We start from the raw sequence: 16,825 nt of genomic DNA on the forward strand, positions 1-16,825 counted from the left end.
GAAACATGCAAGACACGCAGTCCATATGCGATCCGAAAGAGAAGACCGGACTGAAAGTTTTCAATCATGCCTTGCAAGCAGGACAGGGCGCTTGCTAGCTTCCAGCCGCGTCACGCGTTCGTCACACATGACCGTCCGTGACGAGCGGGCACGTATCATCGACGGCTGGCGCACGGGTGACGGAGGGAACCGCATGAAGGTCGGCATCACCGAGGTCGCGGTCCGGGCGCAGGTGAGCGAGGCCACGGTCAGCCGTGTCATCAACCGGCGCCAGGGCGTGTCGCGCAAGACCCGCGAGGCGGTCGAGCAGGCGATGGCCGACCTGGGGTACGAGCGGCAGACGCAGGGGCACCTCGTCGCGGTCATCACGGAGTTGGTGTCCAACCCGTTCTTCGCCGACGTCTGCGAGCGGATCGAGTCCACTCTCGCCCCGCACGGGCTGAAGACGATCCTGTGCCCGTGCTTCCCCGGCGGAGTGCAGGAGCTGGACTTCCTGACGTCCCTCGCCGACCGGGGTGTCGCCGCCGTCGTCTTCCTCTCCGCCAGCAACACGATCGAGGGCGCGGACCCGCAGGCGTACGAACTGCTGCGCTCCCGCCGGATCCCGTTCGTCGGGGTCAACGGCCAGTTCGAGGGCGGGGACGAGGCGCCGGTCTTCTCCACCGACGACCTGCTGGCCGCCGAACTCGCCGTCGACCACCTCTACCGGCTCGGTCACCGCCGGATCGGCATGGCGTCGGGCCCGGTCGGCAACCGTCCGGCAGACCGCCGGGTCAGCGGCTTCGTCTCCTCGCTCGCCCGACGCGGCGTCGAGGACCCGGAGCAGTGGGTGGTCCGGCAGTCGTACACCGTCGAGGGCGGCCAGTCCGCCGCGATCTCGCTGCTCGGCCGTGGCGCCACGGCCGTCGTCGCCGCCAGCGACTACATGGCGCTGGGCGCGATCCGCGGCGCGCGCCGCCAGGGGTACAACGTCCCGGGCGACGTGTCGGTCGTGGGCTACGACGGCGCCATGATCATGGACTTCGTCGACCCCCCGCTCACCACGGTCCGGCAGCCGGCCGACCGCCTGGCCTCGGAAGTGGCGCGCAGCATCATCGCCCTGGTCGGCAACCGTGACGTCCCCGTCGGTGAACTCCTCTTCGACCCCGAACTGGTGATCCGCGCGAGCACGGCGCCGCCGAAGCAGGAGTAGTCGGATCGGGTCTCCCCCGACTCATCGGATCTGTAGGCACTGACACATAACTCACGTACCTCAACACGTCAGAAATGCCCGGGAAGTCGACGGGCATGGGCATTTGACTCGCATATTCATCGGATGTTTCGTCGCTCACGGATGCTCCGGAGGGGCTATGTCGCGGTTCGTGTTTCTAGGAGTGGCACTCGCGTTGCTGGGAGGTGGTGCGGCCGGGCCCGTCGCCGCGGCACCGAAACCCGCGGCGCCCGTCGTGGTCGACGTGGACGCCTACGGGGCGGATCCCACCGGCCGGACGGACTCGGCGCCCGCGGTCACCGCGGCGCTGCGGCATGCCAAGAGCCTCCACCGGCCGGTGCGGATCGTGTTCTCGAAGGGCACCTACCAGCTCTATCCCGAACGGGCCGAGACGCGTGAGCTCTACGTGTCCAACACCGTGGGCGCCGACCAGCGTTACCGGGACAAGAAGATCGGGCTGCTCATCGAGGACATGCACGACGTCACCGTCGACGGCGGCGGGGCGGAGCTCGTCTATCACGGGCTCCAGACGGCGTTCGCGTCGATCCGCTCCACGAACGTGACCTTCACCAACTTCTCCTTCGACTACGCGGCCCCCGAGGTCGTCGACGCGACCGTGGCAGGCGCCGGGGTCACCGACGGGCACGCCTACCGCGTCCTGTCGATCCCCGCCGGCAGCCCCTACCAGGTGAACGGCACGCACATCAGCTGGCTCGGCGAGACCAGTCCGGCCACCGGGCAGCCGTACTGGTCGGGTGTCGACGGACTCCAGTACACGCAGATCCACGACCCCGCGGCGCAGCGGACCTGGCGCGGCGACAACCCGCTGTTCAACGACGTCGCCTCGGTCACCGACCTGGGCCACCGCCGGATCAGGATCGACTACACCACCTCTGCACGGCCGGCGGACGCCGGGCTCGTCTACCAGATGCGCAACATCGAGCGGACGGAACCGGGCGCGTTCATCTGGCAGTCGAAGAACGTGACCCTGCGCTCGATGAACGCCTACTACTTGCAGTCCTTCGGCGTGGTGGGGCAGTTCAGCGAGAACATCACGATCGACAAGGTGAACTTCGCACCCGATCCGGCGTCCGGCCGCTCCACGGCCTCCTTCGCGGACTTCGTGCAGATGTCCGGCGTGAAGGGGAAGGTCTCGATCACGAGAAGTGTCTTCGACGGGCCGCAGGACGACCCGATCAACATCCACGGCACCTATCTGGAGGTCGTCGGGAAACCCGGCCCGTCCACCGTCACCCTCGCCTACGAACACCCGCAGACCGCCGGTTTCCCGCAGTTCGCCCCGGGTGACGAGGTCGAGTTCACCGACAAGCGCACGATGACACCGCTGACCGACGCGCACGCGGTGGTCACCGCGGTCGACGGGCCGAGCGGCATGGACCACGACAAGTCCCTCACCACGATGACCGTCACCTTCGACCGGCCGGTCCCCGCCGGGACCGAGATCAACGGCACGGTCGTCGAGAACATCACGGCCACCCCGTCGGTCGTCATCTCGCACAACGTGTTCCGCAACGTCCCGACCCGCGGTGTGCTGGTCACCACCCGCAAGCCCGTCCTCATCACCGACAACCGGTTCGACGGGATGTCCATGGCGAGCATCTACGTCTCCGCCGACGCCTACCAGTGGTACGAGTCCGGTCCGGTCACCGACCTCACGATCCGCGGGAACACCTTCACCCGGCCCAGCGGCCCGGTCATCTTCGTGGAACCGACCAACCAGGTCGTCGACCCGGCGCACCCGGTGCACCACGGCATCAAGGTCGAGGACAACAGGTTCGACATCGGTGACGTCACGGTCGTCAACGCCAAGAGCGTCGGCGGGTTCGCCTTCACCGGCAACACCGTGCGCCGGCTGGACAAGGCCGACGCACCGCCCTACACCTCGCCGCTGTTCGTCTTCCACGGCAGTACGGGCATCCGCATCGCCCACAACCACTACGACAAGGGGCTGAACACGTCCGTGGTCACGGACTGAACCGGGCGTCTCCCCGGCGGCCGACGGCAGTTGCCTGCGTCGGCCGCCGTTCGTGCGCGGGTGGTGCCCCGAGGGCCCGTTCGGGTACCGGTGCCGGGGCCAGGTCCTCTTCGGCCCAGACCACCTTGCCGCCCGGTGCGGAGCGGGAGCCCCATCTGCGGGACAGCTGGGCGATCAGGAAGAGGCCGCGGCCGTTCTCGTCACTGGTGCGGGCGCTGCGCAGGCGGGGGGAACAGGTGCTCGTGTCGAACACTTCGCAGGTCAGGACCTGGTGCCTGATCAGGCGCAGGCCGATCGGGCCGCTGCCGTGGCGGACGGCGTTGGTGACCAGTTCACTGACGATCAGTTTCGTGGGGTCCTCAAGCCCCTCCAGCCCCCATGCGGCCAGCTGACGGGCCGCCAGGCGCCGGGCGCGGCGGGCGGCGGTCTGGTCACCGGGCAGCGTCCAGCAGACGGCCTGGGTGGGGCTGAGCGTGCGGGTCCGGACCAGAAGCAGCGTGGAGTCGTCGGAGGGTGCCCGCCCCTGGAAGGTCTCCATCGCGCGGTTGCAGAGGTCCTCCAGGGAGCGGCTCGGCTGTGCCAGGGCGGTGCCCAGCCGGTGCATGCCCTCCTCGATGTCGTCGACGCGCGTCTCGATCAGGCCGTCCGTGTACAGGGCGAGGAGACTTCCCTCGGGCAGTTCCAGCTCCACGGCCTCGAAGGGGACCCCCAGCCCGACGCCCAGCGGGGTTCCGGTGGGCAGGTCGGGGAAGGTGACCCGGCCCTGCGGGTCGATGACCGCGGGCGGGGGGTGCCCGGCCCGTGCCATGGTGCACCGGCGGGTGACCGGGTCGTAGACCGCGTACAGACAGGTGGCACCCAGCGCCGCGGGGTACTGGTCCGGGGTGTCGGCGTCCGCCTCGGCCAGTCGCTGGACCGTGTCGTCGAGGTGGGTCAGCAGCTCGTCGGGGGGCAGCTCCATGTCCGCGAGCGTGCGTACGGCGGTGCGCAGCCGGCCCATGGTCGCGGCGGCGTTGATGCCGTGTCCGACGACGTCGCCGACGACGAGCGCCACCCGTGCGCCGGACAGCGGGATCACGTCGAACCAGTCACCGCCCACGCCGTGCTCCATGTCGGCGGGGAGATAACGCGAGGCCGTCTCGACGGCCGTGCCGCCCTTCAGACGGTGCGGGAGCAGGTGGCGTTGGAGGGCGAGGGCCGTGGTGTGCTGACGGACGTACTGGCGCGCGTTGTCCAACGACAGCGCGGCGCGGCCGACGAGTTCTTCGGCGAGGAGCACGTCGAACTCCTGGAACGGCCCCGGGTCCGTGGTGCGGATGAACAGCACCATGCCCAGCAGGACACGCCGCGCACGGATGGGTATCACCATCAGGGAGTGCATGCCGTTCTCGCGGATCTTCTGCGCCCGTGCCGGGTCATGGTCGATCCAGGTGCCCGGAGCGGTGTCCAGGACCGGCTCCAGGTGGGGCCTCCCGGTGCGCAGGACGGCGGCGAACGGTGAGGCGGGCGGCCAGGGGACCGTCTCGCCGCGCCCCCAGGGGGACTCCGGGATCCCGTGCTGGACCGAGGCCAGGCCGGCGCGTCGGAACACGGGAAGGCGCCCGCCCGCCGGGCCGACCCGGACCGGGGATCCTTCGCCGCACGGGACCGACTGCTCCAGGTCGACGGCCACGTAGTCGGCGAGCAGGGGCACGGCCAGGTCGGCCAGTTCCTGGCTGGTCCGCATCACGTCCAGGCTGCTGCCGAGGCGGGCACTGCCCTCGCTGAGGATGGCAAGGCGGTCGCGCGCCCGCTGGCTCTCGGTGAGGTCGACACTGATGACGCACACCCCCAGCGCTCGGCCGTCGGCGTCCTGGAGGCGGAAGATCGAAGCCACGAACGTGTGCTCCCGATGCGGGCTCGACGGCAGCCACGTCCGGTGGTCGTGGACCTTGCTGGGCCCGCCCCGGAGAACCTGCTGCATCGCCGACTCGAGCGTTTCGGCCTCGTCACCCGGCAGCACTTCGGTGAACCGACGTCCGAGCCGCCGGTCGCGGGAGATGCCGTCGTGACTCTCCATCGTGTCGTTCACCCAGGTGCACCGCAGTTGCGGGTCCCGCACGACGATGCCCATCGGCACGCGGGCGAGCAGCGACTCCCGCACCAGTCCGTTCGTCGCCTCCCCGGTGGCCGTGCCGATGTCGGTGACGGACACGAGCCACCGGACCGTGTCGCCCTGTCCCCACAGCATCGAGACCCGCAGGCTCACGTGGAGCCCGTGACCGTCCCTGTGCCGTACCGTCGCCGTGCCCGACCAGCCGTGCCGGGCCCGGCACTGCTCGACGAACTCCGGTGTCGTCGGGGCTTCCTCGCAGGACGGCAGTACGACCGAGGCCGACCGGCCCACTACGTCGGCGGCGGAGTACCCGACCAGCCGCTCGGCGGCCTGTGTCCAGCCGACCACCGTCCCCTGCTGGTCGAGCATCGCGATCGCCGACTCCGCGGGCTCGCGGATGTCCGGCTGTTCACCAAGGGGTATTTCGTCAGTGCTGATCATCGAAGCGTTGTCCTCGGAAGAGATGGCGGCGGGGCGGACGCCTGCGGCGAGAGCGAAATCCCATCGCCGTTTGCCCCTTTTGCCACCATTGACCGAATGCTGCTCCGATCCGTGACAGAGGAAGCCGCCGACGGGGTCGGCGCCGCCGGTCCTCCCGCGCGGAGGCGGCCGGTGCGGACGTACGGTGCTGGTATGTGCGCCATGCGGGAAGGCGGCGCGGCGCAGTCCTTCGAGCCTCGTCCGTCCGCACCCGCCACCGGGTCGCTCCACCGGGCGGAGCTGGACCGGCTGCTGGGGCTCGCCGTGCGCGACACGGGGGTGCTCGCGGGTGCGCTCTTCCTGCTGGCGTCCGACGCGCAGACGCTGCGGCTGGAGGTGACCACAGGGCTGCCGGCGGAGTATCTGACACCCTGCTTCCGGGTGGCGCTCTCCGGTCCCGTTCCGGTGGCCGAGGCGCTGCGCGAACGGCGGCTGGTCTGGCTGAGCGACCCGCAGGAGTTCGCCCGGCGCTATCCGCGCACGGCGATCGCACATCCGTACCACTACGCGGCGGCCGCGGCACCGATCGTCAGCGGCACCAGGGCCTGGGGCACGCTGCTGCTCTTCTGGTCCGGCTCCGACACCGCCGGGTCCGCCGGTCCGAGGCCCGATCAGGTAGCTGCCGCCTGCCGGCGCCTGGGCCGGTTCCTGCGCGAAGCCGCCGGCACCGGCCGCGCCGTCCGTCCGGGCCCGGCACCCCGCACTCTGGCGCAGCCGCCGGCCCGCAGTCGGGAGCCGACCGAGGCGCCGGCTGCGGCGGACCTCGTCGAACGGCTGCCGGAGGGCAACTGCTCACTCGATCTGGAGGGCAGGTTCACCTACGTCAGCGCCACCGCCGCCGTCCTGCTCGGCGGCCGCATCCCCGAGCTGATCGGCAAACGTCCTTGGCAGTCCCTGTCCTGGTGCGCCGACTCCGCCTTCCAGGACTGCCACCGCGGCGCCGTGGTCAGCCGCAAGCCCGCCTACTTCACCGCCATGCGCCCGCCGGACCGATGGCTCGCGTTCGAGCTCTACCCCGACGGATCCGGGGTGAGCGTCCGTGTCTCGCCGACCACCCCGGGCCTGGCCGCGCAGGCCGGGCCCGCGAGGACGGAGATGTTCCCGGACGAACCGATCCCCCTGGGCGAGGTGTACCAGGTGCTGCACCTGGCCGCCGCCCTCTCCGAAGCGGTCGGCGTGCGTGACGTGGTCGATCTGATCACCGAGGAGATGCTGCCGGCCTTCGGGGCCCGGACCGTCGCCCTGCTCACGGCCGAGGACGGCAGAATGCGTGTCATCGGCCGCCGCGGATACAACCCCCGGCTCCTGGAACACTTCGACGGAGCGCCGCTGACCTGCCAGGCGCCCGCGGTCCGGGTCCTCGCCACCGGCCGGCCCGCTTTCTTCGCCACCTTCGAGGAACTGTCCCGCGCCTACCCGCCCGCGCCCCGCCAGCAGGGCCTGCACGCCTGGGCCTTCCTGCCGCTGATCACCTCCGGGCGCCCGGTGGGCTCGTGCGTGTTCGCCTTCGACCGGCCCCATCCCTTCCCCGAACAGGAGCGGGTCGTCTTCACCGCACTCGCCGGACTCGTCGCGCAGGCACTCGACCGGGCCCGCCTGTACGACGCCAGCCAGGAACTCGCACAGACCCTGCAGGCCGCCCTGCTCCCCGGCTCGCTGCCCGACCTTCCCGGACTGGACGTGGCGGCCCGTTACCTGCCCGCCGCCCGCGGCATGGACATCGGGGGCGACTTCTACGACCTGGTCCGCGTCGACGACACCACCGCGGCCGCGTTCATCGGCGACGTCCAGGGCCACAACGTCACCGCCGCCGCGCTCATGGGCCGGATCCGTCCCGCGCTACGCTCCCACGCCGTCAGCGGGGCCATGCCGGCGCAGGCGCTCGCGCAGGCCAACCGCCAGCTGGTCGCCCTCGACCCGGGCCGCTTCGCCAGCTGCCTCTACGCCCACCTCGACCTCGCACACCGCCGGGCCGTCCTGGCCACCGCCGGGCATCCCCCGCCGGTCCTGCGTCACCCGGACGGGCACGCCGAGGTCCTTCACCTGCCGCCCGGACTGCTGCTCGGCATCGACCCCGACACGGAGTATCCCGCCACCGAGATCCCGCTGCCGCCCGGCACCGTCCTCGCCCTGTACACCGACGGACTCGTCGAGACCCCCGGAGTCGACCTGGACGACGCCATGTCGGCGCTCGCCGTCCCCCTCGCCCGGGCCCGGTTCCAGTCCATGGACCGGCTCGCCGAGACCCTGATCGACCACGCCCGGCGGGCCGCTCCCCGGACGGACGACATCGCCCTGCTGCTCATCGGGCTCACCCCCGCCGGACACCCCGCCGCGGTGCGGCACGACACCCGCGGGGGCACGCCCTGACAGCCCAGGGACGGAGATCCGGCGCGGGGTCACTCCCACGACCCGCGAGGACGAGAAGGAGGTGGGCCCATGACCGGGGCAACCGGCAGGGTGGCGCTGGTGACAGGCGCCAGCAGCGGCATCGGTGCGACCACCGCACGGCTCCTGGCCGCACGGGGGATGAGTGCAGTAGTCAACTATCTTCGCAGCGCCGAGGCGGCCGAGGAGGTCGTGGCCGACATCGAGGCGGCGGGCGGCCGGGCCATGGCCGTGCAGGCCGACGTGCGCGAGCCGGCGGCGATCGACGGCATGGTCGAGCAGGTCCAGGCCGCATGGGGCGGCATCGACGTGCTCGTGCACAACGCGCTCATCCCGTATGCGGTCAAGTCGTTCCAGGACATGACCTGGGAAGAGCTGGGCGGCAAGCTCGACGCCGAGATGCACGCGGCGTTCGCGGTCACCAAGGCCGTCCTCCCCCACATGACCGAACAGGGCTCGGGCCGGATCATCTACCTCGGTACCGGCCTCAGCCGGCGCCCCCGGGAGGGCATGGTCGCGCTGGGGACGGCCAAGGCCGCCCTGGAAGGGCTGGCCCGTTATCTCGCCCAGGAACTGGGTCCGCGGGGCATCACGGTCAACGTGGTCGCACCCGGTCCGGTGGAGGACACCCGCATGGCCGGCGTGATCGACGACGCGGTCAGGCGGCGGCAGGTGGCCGCCACCCCGCTGGGCCGCCTGGCACGCCCGGCCGACGTCGCCCGGGCGATCGCCTTCTACGCCGACGAGGACAACGCGTTCATGACCGGCACCACCGCCGCGGTCAACGGCGGAATGGCCATGTACTGACGCCCGCCGCCCCGCGCCCGCGGAGCACCGCCGTGCCGGTCCGGCCGCCCTCCGGGCCGCGTCCGGCAGCCGCCGCCTCGGCGCCACGGGCCGCGGCCCGCGCTCACCGCACGCGCGGACACATCGCGGTGCCACGACCGAGAAGGACGTTCATGCACACCATCGATCTCGCCTACGTCGGGCGCGGCCTGCACGAAGAGCTGGCCGCGTATGTCGCCGACCAGCAGGACTACTACGCCGACGAGGGCGTCCACGTGGCGTTGCGCGACGGCTGCGCCTGGGACGACGAGCGGCTCCGGCGCTGCGCCACCATCGGGCTCGGCCGGGCACTGCTGTCGCGGCTGACCGACGGCACCCCCTGGGTCGCCCTCACCGTCAACACGCACCGTCCGCTGTTCTGGTTCCTCGCGCGCCCCGGCCCGACCACCCTGGCCGACCTGGCCGGCAAGCGGCTGGCCGTGCACGCCCCCGGCACCGCACCCGGGTGCTTCGCCCGGATCGTGCTGCGCCAGGCCGGTCTCGATCCCGACCGCGACGTCCACAGCGTCGTCCGCGCGCCCGGCGACTACGGCCTGGACCTGCGCGGGCTGCACGACGGCAGCATCGACGCCGCCTACGTCGGCAGCACCATGGCTCCGGAGGCGGTGGCCGCCGAGCACGGCTGGCGGCTCCTGGCCTGGGTCGGCGACCACTTCCGGATCCCCACCGTGGGCGTGGCCGTGGACCCCACCCACATCCGGCCCGACGACCCCGCGGTCCAGGCCGTCGTACGAGCTCACCGGCGCGCCCTGCAGGTGATCCACAACGACCCCGACACCACGGTGCGGTACATCCGGACGTTCCTGGGCGGACAGACCGCGGAAGAAGCCCGGGCTCACTACGAGACGTTCATCGCGCCGTATTTCACCACCGACGGCCAGGTCGATGCCAAGGTCGGCGAGAGCGCGATCGCGGCGGTCGCCGCCGAACTCGGCGTCCCCGCCACCCTCACCGCGGCCGAGATCTACCGCACCGCGACGACCGCGCCCTAGGACTCCGGCCAGACCGGCACTGCCGGAGCACACCCAGCGCTGCCGCGGAGACCATCAGCCTTCGAAGAAGGTGACCGTCTCGTCGAGCGGTGCCCGGCCCGTACGAGGGTTACTCACCGTGACGTCCTCGAACCCTATCGACATGCCGCAGAAGAGAAGGAGCTCGTCCGGGGGCGACAGGACCTCCGCGACGGTCCGGTGAAACTTCGCCCAGGCCATCTGGGTACAGCTGTGCAGCCCCTCGGCGCGCAACAGCAGCATGACCGTCTGCAGATACATGCCGGCGTCGGACCACTGGGGCCGGCCCAGGTCCCGGTCGATGTAGCAGAACAGGGCGGCAGGGGCGCCGAAGCAGTCCCAGTTGGCGGCCGCGGCCCGCTGGCGCGCCTCCGTGTCCTCGCGCGCAATGCCGAGCGAGCCGTAGCGCTGCTCACCGAAGGCGGACCGCCGCTCACGGTACGGGGACTGCAGTGCGGACGGATACTGCTCGTACTCCGGCTCGTCCCAGGGATCACCCGCGGCCAGGCGCTCGCCGGCACGCTTCCTGATCTCGGCGAGTGGCCGTCCGGTCACCACGTAGGCATGCCACGGCTGGAGGTTCGAACCGGACGGCGCCCAGGCCGCGGCGGACAACACCCGCTCCAGCGCCTCCCTCGGGACCGGCCGATCGGTGAATCCTCGCACCGCCCGCCGGCTCATGACCGCCTCGTAGACGTCCAAGACCGTCCGCCTCCTCGTCCGCTTGTCGCGTCGACACATTGACCGGCGGAGTTCGAAAAACGTGACAGGGAGCCCGACACGTCATGAGGCGGCGACCGCGTCAGGCCGTGGTGATCGGTGCAACCGGGCTCATCGGCCCGTGGGCGGTCGCACCTCGGCCTGTGTGAACCCGTGGCTCCGCTCGACTTTCGCCACATGCAGTGTGTAGCTCCGGTACCACTCGGCCTGCCCGCGCCGCTGCGCCGCGCGGTGCTCGGCGTCGCGCCGCCACCGCGTGAGGGCGTCGGCGTCGCGGAAGTACCCGACGGTGATGGACAGCCCACCAGGAGTGTGCGCCTGGTCCATCCCCAGAAACCCGGGGACGTCCTTCACCAGGTCTTCCATGCGTGCGGCGGTCTCGCTGTAGCCGCTCTGGTCCTGGGTTCGCACCGCGGTGAACACAGCCACGTAGTAAGGGGGTTCAAAGGCCTCGACGGGCGCGACAGGCACTTCGGCGTGATCGCTCATCGCGCCACATTAGAACAGGGTGTGCCAGGCGATCCGGGCCTGCGCGGCCGCTTGCCGGTGGGCTCCAGCGGGCGCCCGGGGTCCCGCAAGTGACCGAGGCCGGATCGACATAGGGTGTATATCGGACAGCAGTAGTCATCGAGGGAAGGTGCGTGCCATGAAGTTCGCAGTCATCGGCGGAACCGGGCTGATCGGGTCACGGGTCGTGGCGGACCTCGACGCGGCCGGGCACGAGGCCGTGCCGTACTCCCTGTCCACGGGCGTGGACGTTCTCACCGGTCAGGGGCTGGAGGAGGCCGTCGCGGACGCCGACGTCGTCATCAACCTGACGAACTCCCCGACCTTCGACGACGCTTCGCTCACCTTCTTCCAGACCTCGATGGACAACCTTCTCGGCGTGAGCGAGAAGGCAGGGGTAGGGCACTTCGTCATCCTTTCGATCGTCGGCGTGGACCAGGTGCCCGATCTGGACTACTACCGGGCGAAGGTGCTTCAGGAAGACCTTCTCAAGGCCGGGCCGGTCCCTTACTCCATCGTCCGTGCCACGCAGTTCATGGAGTTCATGGACGCGACCCTGGCCATGACCGCCGACGGCGACACCGTCCGCCTGCCGCACACGCCGATCCAGCCGATCGCCGCCGCGGACGTCGCCGCCGCCGTCGCCGATGTCGCCGCGGGCAGGCCTCTGAACGGCGTCCTCAACGTCGCGGGCCCCGACGTCTACCCGCTCGACGAACTCGGCCGGCTCACCCTGTCGGCCAAGGGCGACAGCCGTTCCGTCATCACCGACGACACCGCGGGCCTCTTCGCCGCCGCCCACGGCGATGTCCTCATCGCCCCGCAGGGCGCCCGGATCGCCCCCACCCGCTACACCGACTGGCTCTCCTGAACCAGCGACCCGACGCCGACCGGTCAGCGTGCGGTTTCCGCACCGTCGACGAAGATCGTTGTCCCTGTCGTGAACGACGACTCCGTGGACGCCGGACAGACCGCGGCGCCGGCGATCTCCGCAGCCGTACCCGGTTGTCCGAGGGCTGTCGCCCGGGCCGGTTCGGCGACGACGGCTTCCGGGACCCGGTCTCAGGTGCCGGATCCGCCGGCCCTGGTCGGTCTTGACGAAGTGCCCACCCCGCGCGATGGCCGGCTCCGATACCTCCGCCGCCCTGGCTGTCGCTATCGGCAGTACGGGTGATCATCCCTTCCACGCGGCTACACCCCGCCTTCCTCCTCCACCGCCCCGTGGAACCGCTCCCGATACGCCCGCGGCGATCGCTCGTACCGGCGTTTGAACGCGCGGGAGAAGTACAGGCGGTCGCGGACGCCGACCTCGTGGGCGATCTGGCCCACGGCCAGGTCGGTGAAGCGCAGGAGGCGGGCGGCCTCCATCATCACGCGCTCGGTGATCAGGGTCCGTGTCGAGCTTCCGGTCACGCCGGACAGGGCGCGCCACAGAGCGCTTTCGGAGACGCCCAGTTCGCGCGCGTAGTGGCGGACGTCGTGGTGGCGGGCGAAGTCGCGTTCCAGGAGGACGTTGAAGCGCCGGTACAGCCGGGTGTCGGGGTCCTCCTTGCTCCCGGGGTCCGGCGACTCGCCGTGGTCCTGCCAGCGGCCGATCCAGGACAGCAACGTCAGCAGCAGGTGCCGCTGGACGTTGTCGCTGGAGGCGGACAACGGGCGCCGGGTCTCCGCGGCAAGTGCCCCGATCACGGCGTCGAAGTGCGCGGTGTCCTCCAGCGGGACCCGCACCATGGGCCGACCGCGAGCGGTGAGCAGGCGGCCGGGGTGCGAGCGAGTGGACAGACCCTCGTGCAGCAGCTCGTCACCGAAGCGCACGATCGCCCCGGACAGTTCCCTCGCATGCTCCAGGAAGTGCACCGGGCCACGGCCGAGCACCAGCACCGTGCCGGGACCGACGACCGTGCGCTCGCCGTCCACCAGGTGGACACCGGTGCCACTCCTGGTCCAGAACAGCTCGTGGTACGCGTGCCGGTGCGGGCCACGGACGGGGCAGGTCTGAATGCTCAGGGCCGCGTTGTCCAGGGGCAGCACGTGGAGCGCGGGATCCGCCGCGGACAGCCGGGCGATCAGCAACTCACGGTCGCCCGGCGGCGGGACGCTGGCAGGGTCGGTGCGCAAGGTGGGGTGCTCCTGCAGATGGCGGCGGTCGACGGCAAGCGGCGACGCGCACGGCGGGTGGCGCGTGGTGGTACTGGGAGCCGCCTGTGTCCCGGCCATGATTTCCGCCGGGCACCGGCGATGTCCATACAAATCCGGTGGCCGTCCGTCATGCGCACGGAGAATCCATACTTCCGCGATCCATGTCCATGGGCGGGCGCGGTGGACGTGACAAATCCTGGGCAGTGCCCGGCCGGGCCGTACGTTCTGTCCATCCCTCCAGGAGACCCACATGATTGGTCGTCGTTCCCTGATCCGCCGCGGGGGTGCCGCCGCGGGCGCACTCGCCCTGGGAACCGGAGCCGGAGCCGGCTTGGTCACCGCGGCCCCCGCTTCCGCCGCATCCGGCAGTACCGGCTTCCTGCCCCTGCCGGAACACGTGAAGCCACTGCCCGACACCGGCGACGGGTACCGGCTGGAGCGCGTCGGCCGTAACGGCTATGTGCTCATAGCAGGGATCGTGCAGTGCGTCTTCGTCGTCACCCGTGAAGGTGTCGTCCTCGTCGACGCGCCGCCCGCCGCCCGCGCGGCGATCCGTGCCGCCATCCCCTCGGTGACCGACAAGCCGGTCACTCACGTCATCTACAGTCACGACCACGCAGACCACATCGGCGCGGTCGGCGACCACCCCGGGGCGACACTGATCGCGCACAAGGACTGTGCCGCCCTCCTCGCCGCCTACGCCGACCCCGCGCGGCCGGTGCCTCACCGGATCATCCGCGACCACCACAAGGTGATCCACATCGGCGGCGAGGAGATCCACTTCATCTACCCGGGCCCCAACCACGAGGCGGGGAACATGATGATCTACTTCCCCCGGCTGCGACTGGCCCACATGGCCGACGTGGTCATGCCCGGCTGGGCGCCCTACCGCGCCTGGGGCAACGCCGACAACATTCCCGGCCTGCTGACCGCGCACGACGCGATCCTGGACCTGGACTTCGACACCTTCTGCGGCGGTCACGTGTACCGCACGGCCACCCGCGCCGAGGTCGCGCAGTCCCGCGAGTTCTTCGTGGACATGTGGTCCACGACCGTACGGAAGAGCGGTGAGATCTCGTCCGCCGACGCGGCAGCGGCGGTGGCCGAGAAGGAGAACGTCTGGGCCGTCCAGAAGGTCTGGATCGACCGGATCGCACAGTCGGTGACCTCGGAGCTCATCGACCGCTGGGGTACCAGGATCGCCGCGGTGGACACCTTCACGCCGGACTGTGTCGGTGCCCTGGTCGTCTCCACCTTCACCGACGCGCCGGTGAACTTCCCCTGACGGCGGTTCCGGATGCGGATGGGAGATCCCACCCCGAACTAGCCGGGGCCTCCCAGGTCCCGGACCTGCGTGCGGACGAGCCGCGCCCCGGTGTCGACCGGTGCGCGGCCCGCTCGGCACCACCCGGGTCAGCCGACGGAGTCGGCCGCCTCCGTGATGACGCGGGTGACCACGTCGGGGCGGGTGACCAGGGACAGGTGGCCCGCCTTCACCTCGGTGACGTGCGCGCCCGCGCGCCGGGCCATCGCCAGTTGCTCGGCCGGCACTATGACATGGTCGGTGGTGCCCACCACGGCCCAGGACGGAAGGGACTGCCACGCCGGGGCGCCGGAGGGTTCCGAACCCGCGCTGACCGCGAAGGGGCGCTGGCCCGCCGCGAGGAGACGCGCCTGGGCGGTGGGCACACCGTTGGCAAAGCAGCCCTGGAAGCCCTGGTAGGCACCGTTCGCCTCCCACTTGAGGTACGCGTCGACGTCGCCGGACGGTCCGCCCGGGTAGGGAACCAGGTTCAGGAACGTCGACGGATCGGCCGTGACGCAGGAACCGGGCTCGGCCGCGTTGATCTGGAAGACGGTCTCGCCCGCGGCGGGGATGTACGCGTCGTCGTAGACGAGCGCCTTCACGTTGTCGCTCCTCGTCGCCGCGTCGGTGATGACGAAGCCGCCGTAGGAGTGGCCGACCAGGACCACCGGGCCGGGGACCGTCGCCAGGAACGACGCCAGGGTCTGGGCGTCGGAGGCGACCCCGCGCAGCGGGTTCGGCGGGGCGTAGACGGTGTAACCGGCGTGCTGGAGACGGCCCATGACCGCGTTCCAGCTGGAGGCGTCGGCCCACGCGCCGTGCACCAGCACGATCGTCGGCTTCTTGCCGGTGTCCGTCGCGGCGGCGGCCGGCACCGCGGTCACCTGCGAGGTCGAGGCGAACAAGGCGGCGGCTGCGGCGAGCACGCAGGACGCGGCGAGCACGCGCCCGCGTCCCGTCCTCGGTCGGGGCAGCTGTCTCATGTGTCTCTCCTTCGCCCGTCAGGCGGTGACACTGCGGACGGCCTCGCGGATCAGGTCCCCGACCTTCTTGGGGTGCGCGAGCATGACCAGGTGGGACGAGTCGACCTCGACCGTGGTCATGCCGGCGCGTTCGTAGCCGTAGCGCTCGACGTCGGGGTTGATGGTGCGGTCCGAGGACGACACCAGACCCCACGACGGCTTGGTCTTCCAGGCCGCGACCGGGGCCGCCTCGGCGAAGGCCGCGCCGGCCAGCGGGCGCTGGGAGACGGCGAGCACCTGGGCGAGGTCCGGGTCCACGTCCGCGGCGAAGATCGCGGGGAACCTGTCGGTCTCGACGGTCACGTCGGTGCCGGGCTCGTCCGAGCCCTCGACCGGGAACGGCGTGTACACCAGGGCCGAGGCGAGCTCGGAGTCCGGGAACCGGCCCTGCAGTTCGCCGAGGCTCTCGCCCTCCTCCAGGGCGTAACCGGCCAGATAGACCAGAGCCTGCACATTGTCCTCGGCGCCCGCGACGGTGATGACGGCACCGCCGTAGGAGTGGCCCACCAGGACGACGGGACCGGGAATCGCGCGGACCACCGAGGCGATGTAGGCGGAGTCGCCGGTGAGGCTGCGGTTGGGTACGGCCGGGGCGAGCACCTTCAGGCCGTCGGCCAGCAGTTCGGGGACGACCCGGGCGAAGCTGGACGCGTCGGCGAAGGCGCCGTGCACGAGGACGACGGTGGGTGTGGAGTCGGTCATGAGATTTCCTTGTCGGCTGTGCGCGGTCTGCGGCGGGCGGCTAGCGCGGGTCGACGCCGATGTCCGTGTCGATGTCGTATCCGGCTTCCGCGTGGTCGGGGGCGGGGTGCGCGATGTCGGTCCCCATGTCGAAGGCCGCCGTCTCGATGGCCTCCTCCAGCTCGGCGTCCTCGCGCTCGGCCCGAACACGGCGGTGGTGCTCGGTCAGCTGGTCCCTGAGGTGCTTCAGGCGCGGGTGGCCTTCGGGTGCGGAGGCCTCGGACGGCTCGTTCGTGGTCACGCCGTCGCCCGGATCAGCCGGTGTACAGGGCCGCGTGCAGCGTGCGTACGGCCAGGTTGATGGCGGCTTCGGCGGCGTGTGTCTCGCGCAGGGTGTTGAGCATCACGAAGTCGTGGATGATGCC

The 16,825-nt window shown here is 71.0% G+C and carries 14 protein-coding genes and 2 pseudogenes; 7 read left to right on the top strand and 9 right to left on the bottom strand.

Features of this window, described 5'->3' with window-relative positions:
* The first annotated feature begins 193 nt into the window (after positions 1-193).
* Positions 194-1,192, top strand: a complete 999-nt coding sequence (locus KVT45_RS31585) for a LacI family DNA-binding transcriptional regulator (protein ID WP_217552545.1) — start codon at positions 194-196, stop codon at positions 1,190-1,192.
* Between the two features lie 157 nt (positions 1,193-1,349).
* Complete coding sequence (locus tag KVT45_RS31590; RefSeq protein WP_217552546.1) at positions 1,350-3,206, top strand: right-handed parallel beta-helix repeat-containing protein; 1,857 nt, start codon at positions 1,350-1,352, stop codon at positions 3,204-3,206.
* Here KVT45_RS31590 and KVT45_RS31595 read toward each other — a convergent pair.
* Complete coding sequence (locus KVT45_RS31595; RefSeq protein ID WP_217552547.1) at positions 3,196-5,742, bottom strand: SpoIIE family protein phosphatase; 2,547 nt, start codon at positions 5,740-5,742, stop codon at positions 3,196-3,198. The genes KVT45_RS31590 and KVT45_RS31595 overlap by 11 nt on opposite strands.
* Positions 5,743-5,934: 192 nt before the next feature.
* Here KVT45_RS31595 and KVT45_RS31600 point away from each other — a divergent pair, with 192 nt between their 5' ends.
* The 3 genes from KVT45_RS31600 to KVT45_RS31610 all read left to right on the top strand — a co-directional run bounded on the left by KVT45_RS31600 (position 5,935) and on the right by KVT45_RS31610 (position 10,007).
* On the top strand, positions 5,935-8,151 hold the full coding sequence (locus KVT45_RS31600; RefSeq protein WP_217552548.1) for a SpoIIE family protein phosphatase: 2,217 nt from the start codon (positions 5,935-5,937) through the stop codon (positions 8,149-8,151).
* Positions 8,152-8,220: 69 nt separating this feature from the next.
* Positions 8,221-8,976: an SDR family NAD(P)-dependent oxidoreductase gene (locus tag KVT45_RS31605; protein WP_217552549.1), complete on the top strand. Its 756-nt coding sequence runs from the start codon at positions 8,221-8,223 to the stop codon at positions 8,974-8,976.
* 152 nt (positions 8,977-9,128) lie between these two features.
* A complete protein-coding gene (locus KVT45_RS31610; RefSeq protein WP_217552550.1) occupies positions 9,129-10,007 on the top strand; it encodes an ABC transporter substrate-binding protein in 879 nt (292 codons plus the stop codon).
* A 54-nt stretch (positions 10,008-10,061) separates the two neighbouring features.
* Here the strand turns inward: KVT45_RS31610 and KVT45_RS31615 are convergent, their stop codons facing one another.
* Complete coding sequence (locus KVT45_RS31615) at positions 10,062-10,727, bottom strand: nitroreductase (RefSeq protein ID WP_217552551.1); 666 nt, start codon at positions 10,725-10,727, stop codon at positions 10,062-10,064.
* Between the two features lie 129 nt (positions 10,728-10,856).
* Positions 10,857-11,234: an antibiotic biosynthesis monooxygenase gene (locus KVT45_RS31620; protein WP_217552552.1), complete on the bottom strand. Its 378-nt coding sequence runs from the start codon at positions 11,232-11,234 to the stop codon at positions 10,857-10,859.
* A 157-nt stretch (positions 11,235-11,391) separates the two neighbouring features.
* Here KVT45_RS31620 and KVT45_RS31625 point away from each other — a divergent pair, with 157 nt between their 5' ends.
* The gene (locus tag KVT45_RS31625) at positions 11,392-12,123 is read left to right on the top strand and encodes an SDR family oxidoreductase (RefSeq protein ID WP_217552553.1); all 732 of its coding nucleotides are present in this window, start codon (positions 11,392-11,394) and stop codon (positions 12,121-12,123) included.
* A gap of 23 nt (positions 12,124-12,146) precedes the next feature.
* Here KVT45_RS31625 and KVT45_RS58485 read toward each other — a convergent pair.
* Both KVT45_RS58485 and KVT45_RS31635 read right to left on the bottom strand, forming a co-directional pair.
* Positions 12,147-12,284, bottom strand: a pseudogene (locus tag KVT45_RS58485) (short-chain dehydrogenase); the annotation flags it as partial.
* A gap of 159 nt (positions 12,285-12,443) precedes the next feature.
* Positions 12,444-13,370 (bottom strand): AraC family transcriptional regulator, encoded by a 927-nt coding sequence (locus KVT45_RS31635; protein ID WP_217552554.1) that lies wholly within the window; start codon positions 13,368-13,370, stop codon positions 12,444-12,446.
* Between the two features lie 271 nt (positions 13,371-13,641).
* Between KVT45_RS31635 and KVT45_RS31640 the strand changes: the two genes are divergently transcribed.
* Positions 13,642-14,676 carry an MBL fold metallo-hydrolase gene (locus KVT45_RS31640; protein WP_217552555.1) on the top strand — a complete coding sequence of 345 codons (1,035 nt, stop codon included), beginning with the start codon at positions 13,642-13,644 and terminating at the stop codon, positions 14,674-14,676.
* Positions 14,677-14,804: 128 nt separating this feature from the next.
* Here the strand turns inward: KVT45_RS31640 and KVT45_RS31645 are convergent, their stop codons facing one another.
* From KVT45_RS31645 to KVT45_RS56590, 4 genes and pseudogenes are all read right to left on the bottom strand, one after another.
* Positions 14,805-15,680, bottom strand: coding sequence for an alpha/beta fold hydrolase (locus KVT45_RS31645; RefSeq protein WP_217552556.1), 876 nt, complete (start codon positions 15,678-15,680; stop codon positions 14,805-14,807).
* A gap of 18 nt (positions 15,681-15,698) precedes the next feature.
* Positions 15,699-16,421, bottom strand: a complete 723-nt coding sequence (locus KVT45_RS31650; RefSeq protein WP_217552557.1) for an alpha/beta fold hydrolase — start codon at positions 16,419-16,421, stop codon at positions 15,699-15,701.
* A gap of 40 nt (positions 16,422-16,461) precedes the next feature.
* On the bottom strand, positions 16,462-16,701 hold the full coding sequence (locus tag KVT45_RS31655; protein WP_217552558.1) for a hypothetical protein: 240 nt from the start codon (positions 16,699-16,701) through the stop codon (positions 16,462-16,464).
* A gap of 13 nt (positions 16,702-16,714) precedes the next feature.
* Positions 16,715-16,825, bottom strand: a pseudogene (locus tag KVT45_RS56590) (esterase); the annotation flags it as partial.

This window comes from Streptomyces sp. GbtcB6 (assembly GCF_019091475.1).
Classification (GTDB): domain Bacteria; phylum Actinomycetota; class Actinomycetes; order Streptomycetales; family Streptomycetaceae; genus Streptomyces; species Streptomyces hyaluromycini.